Here is a 21,426-nt window from a genome sequence, read left to right on the forward strand (position 1 = left end):
GGCGCCATTCCCAAGGCCCTCATCGCCGGCAATCCGGTTCCTACAGAGGACCTACAGCGGTAGGTGCCGGCTCAGCAACGCCCGCAACGCCGCCGGCTTCACCGGCTTGGCCAAGTAATCCAACCCGGCCGCATGCACCTCGGCCACCATCTCCGGGCGGCCGTCGGCGCTGATCACCACGCCGGGAATCGGCTCGGCCAATTGCGCGCGCAGCCACCTCATCAATTCAGTACCGGTTTCACCGTGGTCCAGGTGGTAGTCCACCAGGGCAAGCTGCGGGCGCACGCCCTCGGCCAGCAACGCCGCGCACTGCGCCTGGTCGGTGGCGGTCCACACTTCGCAGCCCCAGCGCGTCAACAGGCTGCGCATGCCGATCAGGATGCTTTCTTCGTTATCCACGCACAGCACCTGCGCGCCGCTCAACGGCAGGCCGGTTTCCTGGGGTGTCTTGACCTGCGGGCTGGCCTGGTTGCGTGCCAGCGGCACGCGCACGCTGAATACGCTGCCCTTGCCCGGCCACGAGCGCACGCTCAGGCGGTGGCCCAGCACGCGGCACAGGCCGTCGGCGATCGCCAGGCCTAGCCCCAGGCCTTTCTCCGCGCGGGTCTGGTGGCTGTCCAGGCGCTTGAATTCTTCAAAGATCACCTTCTGTTTATCCTGCGGTATCCCCGGGCCACGGTCCCACACTTCCAGGCACAACTCGCCTTTGCGGCGACGTACGCCGAGCAGCACCGGGCCGTCGGCATAACGGAAGGCGTTGGTGAGAAAGTTCTGCAGAATCCGGCGGAGCAACTTGATGTCACTGTCCACGCGTAAACGGCTGCCGCGCAGGCGAAAGCGCAGGCCTTGCTCCTGGGCCAGCGCCTTGAACTCCGCGCCCAAGGTGTCGAACAACTCATTGAGTACAAAGGGTTGGCGCTGTGGAGTGATCTTGCCGTTTTCCAGGCGCGAGATGTCCAGCAAATCGCTGATCAGGTCTTCGGCAGAACGCAGCGAGCTGTCCAGGTGCTGCACCAATTGCCGGGCTTCGCTGGACAGGCCGTCGTTCTGGTGGGAGAGGGCGGCCGAGAACAGGCGTGCGGCGTTCAGCGGTTGCATCAGGTCATGGCTGACGGCTGCCAGGAAGCGTGTCTTCGATTGGCTGGCGGACTCGGCCACACCCTTGGCGTCGGTGAGCGCCACGTTAAGCTGGGACAGCTCGTGTGTGCGCTCGGTGACCCGCTGCTCCAGGCCTTCGTTGGCCTCGGTGAGTGCCTGCTCGGCTTCGCGGAACGCGGTAATGTCGGTGAAGCTCATGACGAAACCGCCACCGGGCATCGGGTTGCCGATCAGTTCGATCACGCGGCCATTGGGGAATAAACGTTCAGAGGTGTGCGCACGACCCTGGCGCATCCAGTGCAGGCGGCGCGCCACATGCACTTCGGCCTCGCCCGGCCCGCACAGCCCGCGCTCGGCGTTGTAGCGGATGATGTCGGCAATCGGCCGGCCCACGCTGATAAGCCCGTCCGGGTAGTTGAACAATTCCAGGTAGCGCCGGTTCCAGGCCACCAGCTTGAGCGACTGGTCGACCACGCTGATGCCCTGGGTAATGTTCTCGATCGCGCCTTGCAACAGTGCGCGGTTGAACTGCAGCACTTCCGACGCTTCGTCGGCAATGCGTACTACATCCTCCAGCTGCATTTCCCGCCCTTCGATGGCGGCTTTCACCACCGCACGGGTCGATGAAGCGCCGAGTACACCCGCCAGCAAGCGCTCCGTGTGAGCGATCCAGTCGTTGTCGGCATTCTGGTTGGGGTTGAAGCCTTTGCCTTGGCGATAGGCAAAGCGGATAAAGCTTTGCTGGGCCCGTTCCTCGCCCACAAAGCGCGCAGCCAGGCTGAGCAAGTCGCTGATCTGCACCGACAACATCGAGCGGGCACTGGCGCGCTGGCTGATTTCCTGGCCGATAAAGCGCCCGGCTTGCCAGTGCTCGGACACCCGCGTGCGCGAGAGCATCGACACCCACACAAACAGTGTGAAGTTACCCGCCAGTGAGAACACGGTGCCCAAGGTCAACGAGGTGACGGACAGCCCCAGTGGGTGGGAATGCATCCACGTCAGCCCTGGGAAAAGGCTGAGCGACCAACCCAGGCTTTTCGCCGTCACCGGTAGGACCAAGGTGTAGAACCACAGGAAGGTACCCGCCGCCAGCCCGGCAAATACGCCGCGTCGGTTTGCCTGTTTCCAATACAGCGCACCCAGCATCGCCGGTGCCAATTGGGTCACGGCGGCAAAGGCGATCTGGCCAATGGTCGCCAGGCTCGCAGACGAGCCCAGCAGGCGGTAACTGACGTAGGCCAGCAGCAGGATAATCACGATGCTGACCCGGCGTACCGACAGCATCCAGTGGCGGAACACTTCGAACGGCCGCTCGGCACTGGAGCGACGCAACAACCACGGCAGCAGCATGTCGTTGGAGACCATAGTCGACAGCGCAATGCTTGCCACGATCACCATGCCGGTGGCCGCTGAAGCGCCGCCGATAAACGCCAGTACGGCCAGCGCCGGGTGGGCTTCAGCCATGGGCAGGCTGATCACGTAGGAATCCGGCAGTACCGAGCCAGGCAGCATCATCTTGCCGCCCAGGGCGATCGGGACTACAAACAGTGCGGCAAGAATCAGGTAAGCGGGAAACACCCATTTGGCCAGGCGCAGGTCCTGCGGGTCGATGTTCTCGACCACCGTGACATGGAACTGCCGAGGCAGGCAGATAATCGCCATCATGGCCACGCCGGTCTGCACCACCATCGACGGCCAGTTGACGGTCTCCTTCCAGTATTCCTCCAACCTTGGCGCCAGCATGGCCTGGCTGAATAGGTCGCCGAAACCGTCGTACAGGCCGAAGGTCACGAATGCGCCAACGGCCAGAAACGCGAACAGCTTGACCAGGGATTCGAACGCAATCGCCAGCACCATGCCGCGGTGGTGTTCCGTGGCGTCGAGGTTGCGCGTACCGAACACAATGGTGAACAGCGCCAGCACCAGCGACACGATCAGTGCGGTGTCCTGGGCGCGGGTACCGGTGGTGTCGGCGCCCGCGCCGATCAGCAGGTTGACCCCCAGCACGATGCCTTTGAGTTGCAGGGCGATATAGGGCAGCACGCCGACCAGGCAGATCAGCGCGACCACCACGGCCAGGGACTGGGATTTACCATAGCGCGCCGCGATAAAGTCGGCGATGGAGGTGATGTTTTCCTGCTTGCTGATCAGAATCATCTTCTGCAGCACCCAGGGTGCCAGCACCAGCAGCAGCACGGGGCCTAGGTAGATCGGTAAAAATGCCCACAGCTGTTCGGCGGCTTGGCCTACGGCGCCGAAGAAGGTCCAGCTGGTGCAATAAACCGCCAGCGACAGGCTATACACCCAGGCACGCACGCGCGGCGGCAACGGCGCTCGGCGGCGGTCACCGTAGAAGGCGATGGCAAACATAATGGCCATATAGGCCAGGGCAACGGCGGCGATCAGCCCGCTGGACAGCGTCATGGTAACTCCGAGCATGGGAACACCCGGGCATTCCAGGCCCGGTTGGACAGTCTCGCATGATGCCTGGGGTTAGTCAGTGTCGACCAAGGTCGTGTGGGATCGAATGTCGCAGGGACGTTCAGCGCGGTGGCAGGGTTTTCTGGCGCAGGATGTAGATCGTCACCAGCACGGCACTGGTCAGCATGAAGCCTCGCGCCCAGGGCAGTGGCACTAGATAGCAGGACACGCTGATGCTCAGCCACATTAAACCGATGGCGTAGACCTTGCCTTTGAGGGGGATACCGTTGCCGTCCAGGTAATCGCGGATCCACGGGCCCAGGCGCGGGTGTTGCACCAGCCACTGGTAGAAGCGCGGGGAGCTTCGAGCGAAGCAGGCGGCGGCGAGCAGCAGGAAGGGCGTGGTCGGCAATACCGGTAGGAAAATGCCGATCACCCCCAGCGCTACGCTCAACCAGCCGATGGCCAGCAGCACGTAGCGCAGGAGCAGCGAACGATTGCCCATGGGTGTCACGGGCAAGCGACTCAGTGGTGACGTGGCTTGAGGATCGCCGGTTTTTCGTCAGGGGCGTTGCACAGCAGGTACAGGGCGGTGAGGGCTTCCGGGATCTGTACGATCATGTCGTCCATCAGGTTGGCGTCGGCGGCGATGTCGGAGAACTCCGGCTGGTCGTCGAACAGGCCCGAACCGACCATGATCGGCAGCAGCATTTCGCTGACTTCTTCCTCGGCGGTTTCGAACCAGGCGGCTTCGCGCAGGAACACGCCTTCCATGAAGCCAATGCACCAGCCGCGCAGGTCAGAGTCATCCGGCTCTTCACCCAGGTCCAGCTCGCATGGCAGCTCGAATTCCTCGTCGGAGGCCAGTTGGCGACCGATGTGGGCCTTGAGGGCCAGCAGGGTGGATTCGATTTCTTCGCGTTGGGCGGCGTCGGTGTAGTGCGGCTCCTCGGCGAACAGTGCGTCGATCCATTCACGGTCGGGCACGACCTCGGAGCAGATCGACAGGGCGGTCAGGTAGCCGTGGGCGGCCACGTAGTCCAGCGCCTCGTCATGCAGCTCATCGGCGTCGAGGAAGGCTTGCAGGCGGGTTAGTTGCTCAGCGAAGGACATTGAAGGACTACCTTGGGAATAAACGATGCTGAATTCTAGGCCTTCTTGAGCGCCCAGGCCAGCCACACTGCATATTTGCCAGGTTTTAGATAGCGTTCGCTGTTCGTCAGTGGCGCCCTTTGCCGCGTATCGCTCGGGTATACTGCCGCGTTTTGTGATGCCCTTGCAGGCCAAGCGCCAGTCCGAGAAAACTTCGCTTACGGATTATTTCCCGTGAACGCGCATTTTTTCGGCCAGCCTGTACAGAGGGATTTCGGCACTATTTTGGAGTTTTACATGCTCGAGCAGGCACAACGCGTCCTCAAGGACATCTTCGGCTACGACAGTTTTCGTGGCCGCCAGGGTGCGATCATTGAGCGCGTGGCCAGTGGCGGTGACGCACTGGTACTGATGCCTACCGGTGGCGGCAAGTCGTTGTGCTTCCAGGTGCCGGCGCTGTTGCGCAATGGCTTGGCGGTGGTGGTGTCGCCGCTGATCGCGCTGATGGACGACCAGGTCGCCACCCTCGAAGAGCTGGGCGTTGCCGCGGCGTCGTTGAACTCCACCCTCAGCGCCGAGCAGCAACGCGACCTGGCCGCGCGGATCAAGCGCGGTGAAGTGAAGATGCTCTACCTGGCCCCCGAGCGCTTGGTGCAGCCGCGCATGCTGGCCTTTTTGCAGAGCCTGGAAATTGCCCTGTTCGCCATCGACGAAGCCCACTGCGTGTCGCAATGGGGACACGATTTTCGCCGCGAATACCTGCAGCTCGGCCAACTGGCGGAGCTGTTTCCCGATGTGCCGCGCATTGCCCTGACCGCCACCGCCGACAAGCGCACCCGCGAAGAAATCGTCGAGCGCCTGCATCTGCAGAATGCCGAGCGCTTCCTGTCGAGTTTTGACCGGCCGAATATCTTCTACCGCATCGTGCCCAAGGAGCAGCCGCGCAAGCAATTGCTGGCGTTCCTCTCCGAGCGGCGCAGCGATGCGGGCATTGTCTATTGCCTGTCGCGCAAGAAGGTCGATGAAGTGGCCGCGTTCCTCTGCGAGCAGGGCTACCCGGCGCTGCCGTACCATGCCGGCCTGCCCAACGAAACGCGTTCGGCCCACCAGAAGCGCTTCCTCAACGAGGAAGGCCTGATCATGGTGGCCACCATCGCGTTCGGCATGGGCATCGACAAATCCAACGTGCGTTTCGTGGCGCACATGGATTTGCCCAAATCCCTGGAGGCGTACTACCAGGAAACCGGGCGCGCCGGCCGGGATGGCCTGCCGGCGGATGCCTGGATGGTCTACGGCCTGCAGGATGTGGTGATGCTCAAGCAGATGTTGCAGAACTCCGAAGGCGACGAGCGTCACAAGCGCCTGGAGCAGCACAAGCTCGACGCGATGCTCTCGCTGTGCGAGGAGACCCGTTGCCGCCGCCAGACCTTGCTGGCCTACTTCGACGAAGACATGCCTGAACCTTGTGGTCATTGCGATAACTGCGTCGACGGCGTGCAGACCTGGGATGCCACCGAGCCGGCGCGTCAGGGCTTGTCCGCCATCTACCGCACCGGCCAGCGTTATGGTGTCGGTCACCTGGTGGATGTACTGCTGGGCAAGGACAACGAGAAAGTCCGCAGCTTCGGCCACGAGAAACTCTCGGTCTACGGCGTCGGCAAGGCCCGCGCAGAAGGCGAGTGGCGCTCGCTGTTCCGGCAGATGGTCGCGCGCGGCCTGGTGGACATCGACATCGAGGGCTACGGTGGGTTGCGCTTGAATGACAGTTGCCGGCCGTTGCTCAAGGGCGAAGTCAGCCTGGAACTGCGCCGCGACCTCAAGCCGCAGACCACCGCCAAGAGCAGCACCAGCCAAGCCAGCCAACTGGTGCGTGGCGAAGAGCGCGAGCAGTGGGAAGCCTTGCGCACCCTGCGGCGCAAACTGGCGCAGGAACACAGCGTGCCGCCGTACGTTATTTTCCCCGACTCCACCCTGCTGGAAATGCTGCGCGAGCAACCCACCACCATGGCCGAGATGGCGCGCGTCAGCGGCGTGGGTGCGCGTAAGCTGGAGCGTTACGGCCAGGCCTTCCTCGAAGTGCTCGGCGGCCAGGCCGAAGCGCCGAAGGAAGTCGCCGATATCCGCCACGAACTGATCAGCCTGGCACGTGCCGGCATGACCCCGATCCAGATCGCGGGTCAACTGCAATGCTCGGAGAAAAACGTCTACACCTTGCTCGCCGAATCCATCGGCAAGCAGCAACTCTCGTTGGAGCAGGCGCTTGATTTGCCGGAGGATTTGCTCGGCGAAATCCAGGACGCTTTCCTCGACGGAGAAGGCGAATTGCCACCGGTGGCGGAGATCGCGCCGCTGTTTACCGGTCGCGTTCCAGAGGGTGTTTTGTACTGCGTAAGGGCGGCTTTGCAGTCCGAATTCGAAATTTAGTGCGCCAATTATGACAATGTAACGAATCAGTACATAGCAACTCTTGCCTATGGGCAAAGCTCATGCTTAGCTGACTAATAATTAGCCACACTTTATTTTCAGTCTAAAACATGAGTTTTTTATGCCGTTAACCGATCAACACCGATTTGGCATGCAACTGGCGCAAATGTCCCGAGGTTGGCGTGCTGAACTGGACCGTCGCCTGGCCGGGCTAGGCCTGTCCCAAGCGCGCTGGCTGGTGCTGCTGCACCTCGCTCGTTTTGAAGAAGCACCCACCCAGCGTGAGCTGGCCCAAAGCGTCGGCGTCGAAGGGCCAACCCTGGCCCGCCTGCTGGACAGCCTTGAAGGCCAGGGCCTGGTGCAACGCCAAGCTGTGGTGGAAGACCGCCGTGCCAAGCGCATCCTGCTGTGCGATACCGCCCGGCCGCTGATCGAACAAATCGAAACCATCGCCACCGCCCTGCGCCATGAGCTGTTTGTAGGCGTGGACGAAGCCGACTTGAGCGTGTGCATGCGCGTGCATGGGCACATCCTGGCGAACTTGGAAAAATCCTGACCTCGCATACGCGGCAGGTCAAAAATGTGGGAGCTGGCTTGCCTGCGATAGCACCACCTCGGAGCAACTGAAAAATCGAGGTGCCTGCATCGCAGGCAAGCCAGCGCCCACATTAGTTTTGCGAACGACCTTTTTAGAACGTCTGCCCCAGGTTCAGGTACACCGCCTTCTGGTTGTCATCGTTGAACCCGTAGCTGAAATTCAGCGGCCCCAACGGTGTATCAAAGCCCAGGAAAATACTCGCCGCGTTGATGTAGCCGCTGTCGAATTCATTGTCGTTGTTCCAGGCCCGGCCGCGTTCCAGTGACGCACCCAGGTACAGCGGGAAGTCCAGCGGCAGGTACGAACGTGGTGTGAGCCGGCGGTAGTACACGGCCCGCATCAGGCTGATGTTCTGGCCCGAGATTGCATCCTGGCGAAAGCCCGACAGCTGCCGCGCACCGCCCAGCAGGAAGCTGGAAATCACCACGTCCGAATCATCCAGGGTGCGCCCGTAGCGGCCACCCAGCACCAGGGTGTCCGGGCCGTGGCTCATGGCCTTGTCCAGCTTGAATTCCCACTGGCGGTAGCGTTGGTCCGAGCCCAGCCCTGGTTCGAATTCGCGGTAGGCCAGGCCGATGTCTTCGCCGGTGTGGGGGAAGTACACGTTGTCCAGGGAGTCGAAGGAGTACTTCAGTTCGTAGAAGCCTTCGCTGAAACTCACGCTGGGCAGGTCGCGGTCGCCGATGCGCACGTCCGCCTTGCCCCAGGCTTCACCGACGCCAAAGCGGATCTCGCCGCTGTTGCCAATCTGGCGGCCGACGTTCAAGCCGAAACCGTAGCGTTCCAGGCGGTATTCGGAGATGGGGTCGTTGTCCAGGATCAGCTCGACGTTCTGTGCCTGGGCACTGATGTAGGGGGCGACAAAGTAACGCGAACCGGTGTCCATCGGCTGGTAGAACTCGCTGTACAGTTCTTGCCGATCACCGATCTGCACCCGCGTCAGCCATTCGGCGCCCAGGCGGTTGATCCCGTTCATGCGGTAGCTGGCACCGAGGTTGAAGGCGCTGTCGCCGCGCATGTCATCCGACAGGTTCAGGCCCAGGCGCAGGTAATCGGTGCCGCTGCGTTTGCCGCGCGCGCTGATCACCAGGGTGTTGTCCTGGCCTTTCTTGACTACGCGGTACTGCACCTGCTCGAAGTAATCCAGGCCGTACAGGGTGCCCATGTCTGACTGCAGGCGGCCCAGGTTCAACGGCTCGCCCAGGGGCTGGCGGATGTAGTAGCGGATCACGTCGTCGCTGACTTTCGAATCGTTTTCCACATTGATGGCGGTGATCACCGGCGTGCGCTCGCCCGGCGTGCGGGCCGCCACCAGTTGCGGGTCGATCGGTTCGGCGGGGCGCAGGTGGGCCAGGCGCGCGTCAAGGGCGCGGGTGGCGCGGTAGCCGGCGTCGATCATGTCCTTGGCGCGGCCGAAGTCGGTCACGCCATAGGCGGCGAGGGGCGGCTGGATCAGCACGTCCTTGGGGTGCAGGTCCTTGAGCTGTTCCTCGGAGTTGCGCCGGGTCATCAAGGTGATGGACTGGTTGAGCACGTCCACCACCGTCGCCAGTTGCTTGCGCGAGCGCAGTGGGGTGCCGATGTCGACGACGATGGCGATATCCACGCCCATTTCCCGCGCCACATCCAGCGGGATGTTGTCGGTCATGCCGCCGTCCACCAGCAGCCGGCCGTCCAGTTCTACCGGGGCGAATACCGCCGGGATCGACATGCTGGCGCGGATCACCTGAGGCAGGTGGCCCTTGCGGAACACCACCTTCTCGCCGGTGGTGATGTCGGTTGCCACCGCGCGGAAGGGGATGGGCAGCTTGTCGAAGTTACGCGTGTCGCTGCTGTGGGCGAACATGCTTTCGAGCAGCAGTGCCAGGTTCTGACCCTGGATCACCCCCAGGGGCAGGCCCAGGCTGCCGTCGTCGCGGAAGCTGAGTTTCTGTTTGACCAGGAAATCCCGGTCATCCTGCTTGCGCCGGAACGGCACATCTTCCCGAGGCGGCGCGTCGGACAGGGCCTGTTGCCAATCGATATTGAGCGCCAGTTTTTCCAGCTCGTCGATCTTGTACCCCGACGCGTACAGCCCACCAATCACCGCGCCCATGCTGGTGCCGGCAATCGCATCGATCTGGATGCCTTGCTCTTCCAGCGCCTTGAGCACGCCGATATGCGCCAGTCCACGGGCGGCGCCACCGGACAGCACCAGGCCGATTTTCGGGCGTGGCGGTTCGACGGCGTCGGCAACAAGAGGCAGTAGGCACAGAAACAGGCAGGACAGCAGGCGGCGCATCATGAATCTCGAGGCTGGGCGATAAAGGCCGGTATTATAGCCACTCGATCCACCGAGCCCGTTATGCCTGGAGCCTCTCAAATTATGTCGTCGATTAAACCCGAGATCGTCATCACCTATTGCACCCAGTGCCAGTGGCTGCTGCGCGCGGCGTGGCTGGCGCAGGAACTGCTGAGTACGTTTGCCGATGACCTGGGCAAGGTGTCGCTGGCGCCGGCCACCGGTGGCGCGTTTCGTATCACTTGTGATGGCGTGCAGATTTGGGAGCGCAAGGCCGACGGTGGCTTCCCGGAAGCCAAGGTGCTCAAGCAGCGCGTACGTGACCAGATCGACCCGCAGCGTGACCTGGGGCACAACGACCGTACGCAGTAAACGTCACCGCCGTGTGAGGGCGGTGACCCTGCAGGGTGGAATTATTTGGCGGCCATCTTTTGCTTGATGAAGCCAACCAGCCAAGTCAGTACCAGCCCGCCGACACCACCGCCGACAATGTTGCTGCCGACCGCCGCCACATCCAGCGCTTCGCCACCGGAGGTGCCAGTGAATAGCGCCAGGATTTGCCCCAGGATCAGCCCGCCAACACCACCGATAAACGTGTTGAGACCCGTCCCCAGGCTTTGTTTGGTCATGCCGGCCAAATTGCCGCCGACGGCACCGCTGATGATCTGCACCAACAAGCTTATGAGCATTTCCATAGTGAAACCCCTGCATGCGTTAATGGAGTGACCACTCGCTTGCAGCAACTTCAACTGGCATGGCTGTCGTCGAGGAGTCTGTATCCGTTGAACGACGACAAACTGTTGCGGATGTTCAAAGTGTAGATCAAGCCGTCGCAACGGGCTGTTTGGCCTGGCTGGCACCGCCCATCAACCCGGAAAGCACGATTGCGACGATGATCAGCACGCCGCCCAACAGCATGCGCAGTGTCGGGGTTTCGGCAAACAGCAGCCAGGCCGCGGTGATGCCGTAGACCGGCTCCATGGCAAACACCACCGAGGCGGTGCGCGCCTTGATCACTGCGAGGCTGGCGACAAACAGGCTGTGGGCCAAGCCGGTGCAGAACACCCCGAGCAGGCCTATCCATAACCAGTCAATCGCGCGCACCTCTGTCAGACCGGGCGCCGCCACGGGCAGCAGGCACAAGGCGACCACCACGTTCTGGCACAACGCCGCTTGCACCGCCGGGATACGTCCGGAGCTGGCACGGTTGTTCAGCGACAACAGCGAAAACAGCAGCCCCGAGGCGATCCCCCAGAGCAACCCACCGGTGGCTTCGCTGGCGAGGTTGAAGTCCGGGGTCACCAACACCAGGCCGACGCTGACCAGCACCACCAGCAGTACTTCGTTGGCGCGGATGCGCTCGCGGAATATCAGCCCTTCGAGGATCACGGTAAAGGCCGGGAACGCGGTGAAACCCAAGGTCGCGACGGCCACGCCGGCAACTTTTACCGCAATAAAGAAGGTGACCCAGTGCGCCGCCAGCAAGACACCGCTGAGCAGCAGCCGGCGCCAGTCGCGCAGTTCCAGTGTTCTCCACGCCGTGTTGCTGGCAAACCGTGCAAAGACCGCCAGGGCCACCACGGCAAACACCGCGCGACCAAACACGATGATGGCCGGCGAGGCGGCCGCCAGTTTGCCGAATACGCCGGTGAGGCCAAACATCAATGCGCCGATATGCAGGGCGCCGAGGGCTGAGCGGGGAGTCATTGCGGTCCTTGAATCAAGCGGGTGACAGGAACGCAGTCTAGTGGGTCAACCGTGCAGGCGTCTGTCGTCCGGCTCGCGTTTTTTATCGCAGGACTCTTCCTACACGTTGCGTCGCAATGCGCCCGGCGAGGCGCCAAACTCACGCAGCATCGCGGCTGCAAAGGCACTTTGCGAGGTGTAACCAACGCGGTCCGCGATTTCACCGATGGGCAACGGCGTTTTGCGCAGCAGGTCCAGGGCCATTTGCAGGCGGCGACTGCGGATATAGTCCATGGGCGTTTGCCCGCATTCGGCCACGAAGCGTGCATGTAAACGCGCCACCGACAGGTCGGCGATACGCGCCAGGTCTGCCACCTGCAACGGGTACGCAACATGGCGCTTGATATGCGCATTGAATGCCGCATACGGCAGGCGCCGTCCCGGCAGCGGTTGAGCCAGCGGATGATTGAGGCTGGCCAGTAACAGCACCGCGCCCTGCTGGACGATCAGCGGGTCATCTACCGGGCTCTGCGCCAACCATTGCACCAACTGGCTTTGCCGCGTGTCCAGGGCCAACCGCGTGGGTCGGTCGAGCAGGCGTCGACTGGCATCGGCGTGCTCGCCCAAGGATTGCAGCACCCAGTGCTCGGTGGGCACATCCAGCACCAGGCAGCGGCTGCCGTCGCGACTGCCGCACGCGTGGTGGGCGGAGAAGGGCAGCACCATCACGCTGCTCTCGCGCACTTGGCTGCCACGCCCATCGACTTCCAGGTCCAAATGCCCGGACAGGCCGAACACCAACTGCGCATGGTCATGGCTGTGGGCAAGCGGCGCTTCGACGTAGTGGCGTAGCGTGAGAGTGGGGCTCATCGCGGTCTCCTGGGTTGCTGGCGCCAGTCTACAACGCTTCGCGGCCTGCGGGCGCTGTCATCAGACTGACGCACTTTTGTCATGGGCTATTAATCGCCAGGGCGCAAGCTCGCGAAAACACCGTCGAGGGACGCCCATGACCAGTGCCGAATTCACCAAGCCCAGCCGCAAGCAACGGGTTCGTACCCTGTGGATTTCCGATGTGCACCTGGGCACCCGGGATTGCCAGGCCGAACATTTGTCCCAGTTCCTCAAGGGCTACCACGCGGACAAGGTCTACCTGGTCGGCGACATCATCGACGGCTGGAAACTGCGCGGCGGCATGTATTGGCCCCAGGCCCATACCAACGTGATCCGTCGCCTGCTGACCATGGCCAAGCGCGGCACCGAGGTGATCTACGTCACCGGCAACCACGACGAGTTCCTGCGCCGCTATTCCAAGCTGATCCTGGGCAATATCCAGTTGGTGGACGAGGCCGTGCACGTGACTGCCGATGGCCGCCATTTGTTGGTGATCCACGGCGATCAATTTGATGTGATCACCCGCTACCACCGCTGGCTGGCGTTCCTTGGCGACTCGGCCTACGAATTCACCCTCACGCTGAACCGCTGGCTGAACCATTGGCGTGCGCGTTATGGCTATGGCTATTGGTCGCTGTCGGCGTACCTCAAGCACAAGGTCAAGACGGCGGTGAACTTCATCAGTGATTTCGAAGAAGCCATCGCCCACGAAGTGACCAAGCGCGAGTTGCACGGCGTGGTGTGCGGGCATATCCACCATGCGGAGATTCGCAAGGTGGGCGAGGTGGATTACCTCAACTGCGGGGATTGGGTGGAGTCGTGCACGGCATTGATCGAGCACTGGGATGGGAGTATCGAGTTGTATCGGTTGGCGGATGCGCAGGCCAAGGAGGCGCAGCTCAAAGCCGAAATGGTTGCTGGCTGAAACACAACCTCCCTCGTAGGGGCCGGCTTGCCGGCGATGGCAACTTTGAGGGCGCCATCGCCGGCAAGCCGGCTCCTACAGGGTGAGGTGTCAGTCGCGGCAAACGTCGGCGATGGCTTCGGCCAGTAGCGTCAACCGCGTGGCATCAGCCCCCGCCACGTTAGCCCGCCCCGAACTCACCATGTACACGCTGTGTTTCTCGCGCAGTTGCTTCACCTGTTCGGCACTCAGGCCGGTGTAGGAGAACATCCCACGCTGCGCCCCGATGTGCGCAAACCGTTCCGACAGACCGTGTGGCGCCAACGCCTCAACCAAGCCCGAACGCAGGTGTGCGATCCGCGAGCGCATGGCTTCGACCTCATCGCTCCATAGCGTTTTCAGCTCGGCATCGCCCAGGATGGTCGCCACTACCGCAGCGCCATGGTCCGGGGGCGTCGACCACAGATTGCGCGCCGTGTTGGCCAGTTGGCTGCGCACATCCGTCAGTTTCTCGGCATCGGCCGCGCACACGATCAATGCGCCGACACGGTCGCTGTACAGGCCGAAGTTCTTCGAACAGGAGCTGGTGACCAGCACTTCCGGCAACTCGGCCGCAAACAGCCGCACCGCCCAGGCGTCCTGCTCCAGGCCGTCGCCAAAACCCTGGTAGGCAAAGTCGATCAGCGGCAGCAACTGGCGTTCGCGCACGATCTGCAGCACTTGGCGCCAGTCATCCTGTGACAGGTCGAAACCGGTCGGGTTGTGGCAGCAGGCGTGCAATAGCACGACGTCGCCCTTGGGCACTGTGGACAGGGTGGCGAGCATCGCCGCCACGTCCAGGCGATTGTCAGCGCCCACGTACGGATAATGGCTGACCGCAATGCCGGCCTTGGCGAAGATGGTTTCGTGGATCGGCCAGGTCGGGTTGCTCAGCCATACGCCGCGACCCGGCAGGTTTTGCGCGATGAAGTCGGCGCTCAGGCGCAGGGCGCCGGTGCCGCCTGGGGTCTGGGTGGCGCCGGCACGGCGTTCGCGGATCAGTGCGGAGTCCGCGCCGAGTACCAGTTCGCTGATCAGCTTGCCGAACGCGGCGTTGCCGTGGCCGCCGATGTAGGTCTTGGTGGCCTGGGTGTCCACCAGGCGCTGCTCGGCCAGCTTGACCGAGTGCGGAATGGGCGTCAGGCCTTGGTCATCCTTGTAGACGCCAACGCCCAGGTCGAACTTGTTCGGGTTGGTGTCCTGGGCATACAGGTCCATCAGCCCGAGGATCGGGTCGCCGGGCACACGGCCAATGGCATCGAAGTGCATTACTTGCGGCCCTCGGCGTCCTTGGCCACTTCGTCGGTGCGCGCGGCCATGATGAAGTCGTTGCGGTGCAGGCCCTTGATGGAGTGGCTCCACCAGGTCACGGTGACCTTGCCCCACTCGGTGAGCAGGCCTGGGTGATGGCCTTCGGCCTCGGAGATCTCGCCCATGGCGTTGGTGAAGGCCAGGGCAAATTTGAAGTTCTTGAACAGGAAAACCTTTTCCAGTTGCATCACGCCGTCGCGGACTTCGATGTTCCAGTCAGGGATCTGCTTGAGCAGCACCGGCAGTTCTTCGTCGCTGACTTGGGGGGCATCGGCGCGGCAGGCTTCGCAGTGGGCTTGGTTCAAGGTGGTCATGGGGGTGTCCTGAATTCGAGTGTTTGAAGGTCAGTAGCGTCACCCTAAAGCAACGCCGGGCCAGGGAACAGACTCACCTGGCCTCAAGATGTAAGGTTCAAGCCGCTTTGGGTTTGGGAGGAAACTTTGGGGCGTGAAGACCCAGCTGCATGCCGCGCTCGACCATGCCCATGATGTCTTCCTGGGCCACTTCGAACAGCCGCTTGAGGTTGGGCAGCACGAAGTACAAAGGTTGCAGAATGTCGATGCGATAGGGTGTGCGCATCGCCTCCAGTGGGTCGAACAGCTGATGCTCAGGCTCGGACGACAGGCTGTACACCGTCTCCTTGGGCGACGACAGAATGCCGCCACCGTAGATACGCCGACCTTCGGGGGTGTCCACCAGGCCGAACTCGATGGTCATCCAGTACAGGCGCGCCAGGTACACGCGTTGCTCCTTGCTGGCCGCCAGGCCGAGCTTGCCATAGGTGTGGGTGAATTCGGCGAACCACGGGTTGGTGAGCAGCGGGCAGTGGCCGAAGATCTCGTGGAAAATGTCCGGCTCTTGCAGGTAGTCCAGTTCTTCGCGGGTACGGATAAACGTCGCCACCGGAAACTGCTTGTTGGCGAGCAATTCGAAGAACGTCTGGAAGGGGATCAGTGCTGGCACGCGGGCGACTTGCCATCCCGTGGTCTCGGCCAGCACTTTGTTGATTTCACCCAGTTGCGGAATACGGTCCATGGGCAGGCCGAGCTTATCGATGCCGTCCAGGTATTCCTGGCAGGCGCGACCCTCGATCACTTTCAACTGGCGAGTGATCAGGGTATTCCACACCGCGTGTTCTTCCGGCGGGTAGTGGATAAAACCTTGCGCGTCGGGCTCGCGGGCCACGTACTGCGTCTGCTTCATACGGCTCTCCTGCTAGGCATTCTTTCTTGTTATGTCCTGCGATGAGCCTATTGATAACCCGAGCGCGGCGAGATTCCGTCAGTTTAAAACGCTGCCGAGTAGGAAAAGTTACCGGTTTTTGTAAAGTATTCGTTACGGCTGTAGGGCTGGCCGTTGTGTTGGGCTGGGAAAATACCCTGGGCTGTCACATAATCTTGACGACTATCTGCGCCCAGTGACAAAAAGACGCGGCGCCTACCCACTTTTCGGGCCTCTTCATGCGTATCAAAGTGCACTGCCAGAACCGCATCGGCATCCTGCGGGACATTCTCAACCTGTTGGTGGAGTACGGCGTCAACGTCGCGAAGGGCGAGGTCGGCGGTGAGCATGGCAATGCCATTTACCTGTACTGCCCGAACCTGGTGAACATGCAGTTCCAAGCGTTGCGCCCGCAATTCGAGGCGATTGCCGGGGTGTTCGGGGTCAAAAGGGTCGGGCTGATGCCCAGCGAGCGGCGGCACATGGAACTCAACGCGCTGCTCGGCGCCCTGGAATTTCCGGTGCTGTCGATCGACATGGGTGGTTCTATCGTCGCTGCCAACCGTGCAGCGGCGCAGTTGCTCGGGGTGCGGGTGGACGAGGTGCCGGGGATTCCGTTGTCGCGGTATGCCGAGGACTTCGACTTGCCGGAGCTGGTGCGCGCCAGTAAATCGCGAATCAACGGCCTTCGGGTCAAGGTCAAGGGTGACGTGTTCCTGGCGGACATCGCGCCGCTGCAATCCTCCGAGCATGATGACAGCGAGGCCATGGCCGGTGCCGTGCTGACCCTGCACCGCGCCGACCGCGTGGGCGAGCGCATCTACAACGTGCGCAAGCAGGAGCTGCGTGGCTTCGACAGCATCTTCCAAAGCTCCAAAGTCATGGCCGCCGTGGTGCGCGAAGCCCGGCGCATGGCGCCGCTCGATGCGCCTCTATTAATAGAAGGCGAAACCGGCACCGGCAAGGAACTGCTGGCCCGCGCCTGTCACTTGGCCAGCCCGCGTGGGCAGTCGCCGTTGATGGCGCTTAATTGCGCGGGCTTGCCAGAGTCGATGGCAGAGACTGAGTTGTTCGGCTACGGCCCCGGTGCGTTTGAAGGTGCACGTGCCGAAGGCAAGTTGGGGCTGTTGGAACTGACCGCGGGCGGTACGTTGTTTCTCGACGGTGTCGGGGAGATGAGCGCGCGGCTACAGGTGAAATTGCTGCGTTTTTTGCAGGATGGATGCTTCCGACGTGTAGGCAGCGATGAAGAGGTGTACCTGGACGTGCGCGTGATCTGCGCCACTCAGGTGGACTTGTCTGAGCTGTGTGCCCGTGGTGAGTTCCGCCAAGACCTTTATCACCGTCTCAATGTGCTGTCGCTGCATATTCCACCGCTGCGCGAATGCCTCGATGGGTTGGCGCCGCTGGTTGATCACTTTCTCGACCAGGCCAGTCGCCAGATCGGCTGCCCGTTGCCCAAGCTGGCGCCAGCAGCCATGGATCGCCTGAGCCACTACCATTGGCCAGGCAACGTACGGCAGTTGGAAAACGTGTTGTTCCAGGCGGTGTCGCTGTGTGACGGCGGGACGGTCAAGGCCGAACATATCCGACTGCCGGATTATGGCGTGCGTCAGCCGCTTGGCGATTTCTCATTGGAGGGTGGCCTGGAAGACATCGTCGGGCGGTTTGAGAAGGCGGTGTTGGAGGCCTTGTACGCCGAGCACCCTAGCAGCCGACAGTTGGGTAAGCGCTTGGGGGTGTCTCACACCACCATCGCCAATAAGTTGCGCGATTACGAAGTGATCAAGGCCGACAAGTAACCTGCGCTTGCCGCAGGCGGCAGTAGTCCGCCGTTTTTTCGACTCTCGAAGGGGCGTCATTTCTTGACACCCGCCCGCAAACCCCCGCCCCGCCTGTACTTCACCCTCTTTTCAAAAGTTGGTTCGCAAATTGCTTAAGCCTCATCAGTACAGCGGTGGGCGGCAAGCGTCCGTCAGAAAGAGGAAAGAGCGTGGACAAGTACCTTTATGTGGCAATGACCGGCGCCAGCCAGAATGCTCTGGCGCAGAAGGCCCATGCCAACAACCTGGCGAACATTTCCACCAATGGTTTCCAACGTGACCTGGAGCAGGCGCGTTCGATGCCGGTGTTCGGCGACAGCTTTCCGGCGCGGGCGTTTGCCATGACCGAGCGCCCAGCCACCGACTTCACCCCTGGTGCCATGATCGAGACCGGTCGGGACCTGGACGTGGCCATCAACGGCAATGGCTGGATGGCCGTGCAGACCCCGGACGGCAGCGAAGCCTACGTGCGCAGCGCGAGCATGAACGTCGACGCATTGGGTGTGCTGCGCGCCGGCAACGGCATGCCGATCATGGGCAACGGTGGTCCGATTGCCGTGCCGCCACAGCAGAAAATCGAAGTGGGTGCCGACGGCACCATCAGCATCCGCGCCATGGGCGAAGGCCCGCGCGTGATGGCTGAAGTGGACCGCATCAAGCTGGTCCAGCCGGACCTGAAGAACATGAACAAAGGCTTGGACGGCACCATCCACACCAAGGATGGCCAGCCAGCCCAGGCTGACGCAAACGTCACGCTGACCTCGGGTTTCCTGCAGGCGAGCAACGTCAATGCCGTGGAAGAAATGACCGCGGTGCTGGCGCTTTCCAAGCAGTTCGAGCTGCACATCAAGATGATGAACAGCGCCAAGGAAGACGACCAGGCCATGACGCGCGTCATGCAGATGAGCTGATCGCCGCGTCACTGACCCACCACTAATTTTGCAGCGCAGCGCCAACAAACAGGCGCACGAAGGAGAACAGCATGCTTCCGGCTCTATGGGTTGCCAAAACAGGTTTGTCCGCCCAGGACACCAACCTGACCACCATTTCCAACAACTTGGCCAACGTGTCGACCACGGGTTTCAAACGTGATCGTGCCGAGTTCCAGGACTTGCTCTATCAGATCAAGAAGCAACCCGGCGCCCAGTCGACCCAGGACAGCGAACTGCCGTCGGGCCTGCAACTGGGTACCGGTGTGCAGATCGTCGGCACCCAGAAGAACTTCAGCGCCGGTAACCTGCAGCAGACCGGCCAGCCGCTGGACATGGCCATCAACGGCCGTGGCTTCTTCCAGATCCTGCAACCGGACGGCACCACTTCCTACACGCGTGACGGTACGTTCCACCTGGACTCCAATGGCCAGATCGTCACCGCCAACGGGTTTGCCCTGGAACCGGCCGTGGTCGTTCCAGCCGACGCCAAGACCTTCACCGTCGGCAACGACGGCACCGTGTCCATCACCGTTGCCGGCAACCCGGCGTCGCAAGTGATCGGCAACCTGCAAACCGCCGACTTCATCAACCCGGCCGGCCTGCAGGCGATGGGCAACAACCTGTTCCTGGAAACCGCCTCCAGCGGCGCGCCGCAGATCGGCACGCCTGGCCTGAACGGTTTCGGCACCACGCTGCAAAGCACCCTGGAAACCTCCAACGTGAGCACCGTTGAGGAGATGGTCAACATGATCACCACCCAGCGCGCGTACGAGATGAACTCCAAGGTGATTTCCACCGCCGACCAGATGCTTTCGTTCGTAACGCAGAATCTGTAATCAAGTCTATGGGGCGCTCCTGAGGGCGCCTGCAACACCGTGAGGTAAGGGTCATGAATCGCTATGTTTCTGTTCTGGCATTGAGTGGGATTGCCGTGCTCGCGGGCTGTGTCGCCCCGACGCCAAAACCCAATGACCCGTACTACGCGCCGGTGTTGCCACGCACGCCGTTGCCGGCGGCTGCCAATAATGGCTCGATCTACCAGGCTGGTTTCGAACAGAACCTGTACAGCGACCGCAAGGCGTTCCGGGTCGGTGACATCATCACCATTACCCTGAACGAGAAGACCCAGGCCAGCAAGAATGCCAACTCGCAGATCGGCAAGACCAGCAAGGCCAGCATCGGCCTGACGTCTTTGTTTGGCGGCGTACCGAACACCAATAACCCGCTGGGCAGCGGTGACTTGAGCCTGGACGCCGGCTACAGCGGCGACCGTGCCACCAACGGCAAGAGCGCGGCAGGGCAGGGCAACAGCCTGACCGGTTCGATCACTGTGACCGTGGCCGACGTATTGCCCAACGGCATCATCGCCGTGCGCGGTGAAAAGTGGATGACCCTCAACACCGGCGATGAGCTGGTGCGCATTGCCGGCATGGTCCGCGCCGATGACATCTCCACTGACAACACCGTGCCGTCGACGCGGATTGCCGATGCGCGCATTACCTACTCGGGTACGGGTTCGTTTGCTGATGCGAGTCAGCCGGGCTGGTTCGACCGTTTCTTCCTCAGCCCGCTGTTCCCTTTCTAGGTGGCCACTTTGAACTTCAAACAGCTGTTGGCGGCCGCACTCCTGCTTTCCTTGAGCGCTGTCGCCCAGGCCGAACGCCTGAAGGACATCGCCAGCATCTCCGGCGTGCGTTCCAACCAGTTGATCGGCTATGGCCTGGTAGTGGGGCTCAACGGTACGGGTGACCAGACCACCCAGACTCCGTTCACCCTGCAGACCTTCAACAACATGCTCTCGCAGTTCGGCATCAAGGTGCCGGCGGGTTCGGGCAACGTGCAGCTCAAAAACGTCGCGGCCGTGTCCATCAGTGCCGACTTGCCGGCATTCTCCAAGCCGGGGCAGGTGGTGGATATCACCGTGTCGTCCATCGGTAACTCGAAGAGCCTGCGCGGCGGCACCTTGCTGATGACGCCCCTCAAGGGTATCGACGGCAACGTCTACGCCATTGCCCAGGGCAACCTGGTGGTCGGCGGGTTCGACGCCGAAGGTCGCGACGGTTCGAAGATCACCGTCAACGTGCCATCGGCCGGTCGTATCCCGGGCGGCGCCACGGTTGAACGCACCGTGCCGAGCGGCTTCAACCAGGGCAACAGCCTGACCCTGAACCTCAACCGCTCCGACTTCACCACCGCCAAGCGCGTGGTCGACAAGATCAACGACATGCTCGGCCCTGGCGTGGCCCAGGCCATCGATGGCGGCTCGATCCGCGTGACGGCGCCGCTGGACCCAAGCCAGCGCGTGGATTACCTGTCGATCCTGGAAAACCTCGAAGTTGACCCAGGCCAGGCCGTCGCCAAAGTCATCATCAACTCGCGTACCGGCACCATTGTGATCGGCCAGAACGTCAAGGTTTCGCCAGCGGCCGTGACCCACGGCAGCCTGACCGTGACCATCACCGAAGACCCGATCGTCAGCCAGCCTGGGCCATTGTCCAATGGCCAGACGGCGGTGGTGCCGCGTTCACGCGTGAATGCCCAGCAAGAAGCCAAGCCGATGTTCAAGTTCGGCCCCGGTACCACCCTGGATGAAATTGTCCGCGCGGTGAACCAAGTGGGCGCAGCGCCCGGCGACTTGATGGCGATCCTTGAAGCTTTGAAACAGGCCGGCGCCTTGCAAGCCGACCTGATCGTGATCTGAGGCC

General features: G+C 62.2%; 19 protein-coding genes. 9 read left to right on the plus strand and 10 right to left on the minus strand.

Going from position 1 to position 21,426, the window contains the following annotated elements:
- Positions 1-51: 51 nt before the first annotated feature.
- The 3 genes from AC0IYN_RS18990 to AC0IYN_RS19000 form a co-directional block, all read right to left on the minus strand.
- On the minus strand, positions 52-3,522 hold the full coding sequence (locus tag AC0IYN_RS18990; protein ID WP_406598557.1) for a hybrid sensor histidine kinase/response regulator: 3,471 nt from the start codon (positions 3,520-3,522) through the stop codon (positions 52-54).
- A 118-nt stretch (positions 3,523-3,640) separates the two neighbouring features.
- Positions 3,641-4,024 carry a YbaN family protein gene (locus AC0IYN_RS18995; RefSeq protein WP_406598556.1) on the minus strand — a complete coding sequence of 128 codons (384 nt, stop codon included), beginning with the start codon at positions 4,022-4,024 and terminating at the stop codon, positions 3,641-3,643.
- Between the two features lie 20 nt (positions 4,025-4,044).
- Complete coding sequence (locus AC0IYN_RS19000; protein ID WP_016972455.1) at positions 4,045-4,632, minus strand: UPF0149 family protein; 588 nt, start codon at positions 4,630-4,632, stop codon at positions 4,045-4,047.
- 276 nt (positions 4,633-4,908) lie between these two features.
- On the opposite strand from AC0IYN_RS19000, the gene recQ reads away from it, so the two are divergent.
- Both recQ and AC0IYN_RS19010 read left to right on the plus strand, forming a co-directional pair.
- Positions 4,909-7,035: a DNA helicase RecQ gene (gene recQ / locus AC0IYN_RS19005; protein ID WP_078049641.1), complete on the plus strand. Its 2,127-nt coding sequence runs from the start codon at positions 4,909-4,911 to the stop codon at positions 7,033-7,035.
- A gap of 121 nt (positions 7,036-7,156) precedes the next feature.
- On the plus strand, positions 7,157-7,591 hold the full coding sequence (locus tag AC0IYN_RS19010; protein WP_028617350.1) for a MarR family transcriptional regulator: 435 nt from the start codon (positions 7,157-7,159) through the stop codon (positions 7,589-7,591).
- A gap of 133 nt (positions 7,592-7,724) precedes the next feature.
- Here the strand turns inward: AC0IYN_RS19010 and AC0IYN_RS19015 are convergent, their stop codons facing one another.
- Complete coding sequence (locus AC0IYN_RS19015; RefSeq protein ID WP_406598594.1) at positions 7,725-9,914, minus strand: patatin-like phospholipase family protein; 2,190 nt, start codon at positions 9,912-9,914, stop codon at positions 7,725-7,727.
- 84 nt (positions 9,915-9,998) lie between these two features.
- On the opposite strand from AC0IYN_RS19015, the gene AC0IYN_RS19020 reads away from it, so the two are divergent.
- Positions 9,999-10,286, plus strand: a complete 288-nt coding sequence (locus AC0IYN_RS19020; protein ID WP_065873766.1) for an Rdx family protein — start codon at positions 9,999-10,001, stop codon at positions 10,284-10,286.
- A gap of 41 nt (positions 10,287-10,327) precedes the next feature.
- Here AC0IYN_RS19020 and AC0IYN_RS19025 read toward each other — a convergent pair whose 3' ends face one another.
- From AC0IYN_RS19025 to AC0IYN_RS19035, 3 genes are all read right to left on the minus strand, one after another.
- Complete coding sequence (locus tag AC0IYN_RS19025) at positions 10,328-10,609, minus strand: hypothetical protein (RefSeq protein WP_406598555.1); 282 nt, start codon at positions 10,607-10,609, stop codon at positions 10,328-10,330.
- Between the two features lie 127 nt (positions 10,610-10,736).
- The gene (locus tag AC0IYN_RS19030) at positions 10,737-11,621 is read right to left on the minus strand and encodes a DMT family transporter (protein ID WP_406598554.1); all 885 of its coding nucleotides are present in this window, start codon (positions 11,619-11,621) and stop codon (positions 10,737-10,739) included.
- Between the two features lie 99 nt (positions 11,622-11,720).
- Complete coding sequence (locus AC0IYN_RS19035; RefSeq protein WP_471842525.1) at positions 11,721-12,470, minus strand: helix-turn-helix transcriptional regulator; 750 nt, start codon at positions 12,468-12,470, stop codon at positions 11,721-11,723.
- 136 nt (positions 12,471-12,606) lie between these two features.
- On the opposite strand from AC0IYN_RS19035, the gene AC0IYN_RS19040 reads away from it, so the two are divergent.
- Positions 12,607-13,416: a UDP-2,3-diacylglucosamine diphosphatase gene (locus AC0IYN_RS19040; protein ID WP_025855848.1), complete on the plus strand. Its 810-nt coding sequence runs from the start codon at positions 12,607-12,609 to the stop codon at positions 13,414-13,416.
- 90 nt (positions 13,417-13,506) lie between these two features.
- On the opposite strand, the gene AC0IYN_RS19045 is transcribed toward AC0IYN_RS19040, so the two are convergent.
- The 3 genes from AC0IYN_RS19045 to phhA all read right to left on the minus strand — a co-directional run bounded on the left by AC0IYN_RS19045 (position 13,507) and on the right by phhA (position 15,948).
- Entirely contained in the window at positions 13,507-14,703 is a 1,197-nt protein-coding gene (locus tag AC0IYN_RS19045; protein WP_458375726.1) for an amino acid aminotransferase, read from the minus strand.
- Positions 14,703-15,059 carry a 4a-hydroxytetrahydrobiopterin dehydratase gene (locus AC0IYN_RS19050; protein WP_010208721.1) on the minus strand — a complete coding sequence of 119 codons (357 nt, stop codon included), beginning with the start codon at positions 15,057-15,059 and terminating at the stop codon, positions 14,703-14,705. Before AC0IYN_RS19050 ends, AC0IYN_RS19045 begins: the two co-directional genes overlap by 1 nt.
- 97 nt (positions 15,060-15,156) lie before the next feature.
- Entirely contained in the window at positions 15,157-15,948 is a 792-nt protein-coding gene (phhA, locus tag AC0IYN_RS19055; protein ID WP_078049633.1) for a phenylalanine 4-monooxygenase, read from the minus strand.
- Between the two features lie 257 nt (positions 15,949-16,205).
- Here phhA and AC0IYN_RS19060 point away from each other — a divergent pair, with 257 nt between their 5' ends.
- The 5 genes from AC0IYN_RS19060 to AC0IYN_RS19080 all read left to right on the plus strand — a co-directional run bounded on the left by AC0IYN_RS19060 (position 16,206) and on the right by AC0IYN_RS19080 (position 21,422).
- Positions 16,206-17,768: a sigma-54-dependent transcriptional regulator gene (locus AC0IYN_RS19060; protein WP_406599522.1), complete on the plus strand. Its 1,563-nt coding sequence runs from the start codon at positions 16,206-16,208 to the stop codon at positions 17,766-17,768.
- 191 nt (positions 17,769-17,959) lie between these two features.
- Positions 17,960-18,700, plus strand: coding sequence for a flagellar basal body rod protein FlgF (locus tag AC0IYN_RS19065; protein WP_368945580.1), 741 nt, complete (start codon positions 17,960-17,962; stop codon positions 18,698-18,700).
- 71 nt (positions 18,701-18,771) lie between these two features.
- Complete coding sequence (gene flgG, locus AC0IYN_RS19070) at positions 18,772-19,557, plus strand: flagellar basal-body rod protein FlgG (RefSeq protein ID WP_005790105.1); 786 nt, start codon at positions 18,772-18,774, stop codon at positions 19,555-19,557.
- A 53-nt stretch (positions 19,558-19,610) separates the two neighbouring features.
- On the plus strand, positions 19,611-20,306 hold the full coding sequence (flgH, locus tag AC0IYN_RS19075; protein WP_038847728.1) for a flagellar basal body L-ring protein FlgH: 696 nt from the start codon (positions 19,611-19,613) through the stop codon (positions 20,304-20,306).
- 9 nt (positions 20,307-20,315) lie between these two features.
- Positions 20,316-21,422 carry a flagellar basal body P-ring protein FlgI gene (locus tag AC0IYN_RS19080; RefSeq protein WP_311893326.1) on the plus strand — a complete coding sequence of 369 codons (1,107 nt, stop codon included), beginning with the start codon at positions 20,316-20,318 and terminating at the stop codon, positions 21,420-21,422.
- Positions 21,423-21,426 lie beyond the last annotated feature (4 nt).

This window comes from Pseudomonas sp. AC112, assembly GCF_979253545.1.